This window comes from Citrobacter sp. TBCS-14, from assembly GCF_005280805.1.
GTDB classification, from domain to species: Bacteria; Pseudomonadota; Gammaproteobacteria; order Enterobacterales; family Enterobacteriaceae; genus Citrobacter; species Citrobacter gillenii.
In genome coordinates, this window is record NZ_SZWM01000727.1 from 1 (window position 1) to 201 (window position 201).

Below are 201 nucleotides of genomic sequence, written 5' to 3' on the forward strand. Positions count from 1 at the left end.
GGCGATAGGTTTACCCGCAGAGTTAAAGTCTTGTACCAGTTGAATGACTTCCGGATTCAGACGTAAATACTCCGGCGCCCGCCCGCCAGGGATCAACAAGGCATCATAATCCGCCTCGCGCGCATCAGAGAAATTCGCATTCAAGGTGAAGCGATGCCCGGTTTTCTCACTGTAGGTCTGCGCCCCATCAAAATCGTGAAT

The 201-nt window shown here is 52.2% G+C and carries 1 protein-coding gene; it reads right to left on the reverse strand.

Annotated elements, in window-relative coordinates:
• Positions 1 to 201, reverse strand: a 201-nt coding sequence (locus FDX22_RS20955) for a DJ-1/PfpI family protein (protein WP_186805400.1), incomplete at both ends; no start/stop codon positions are given.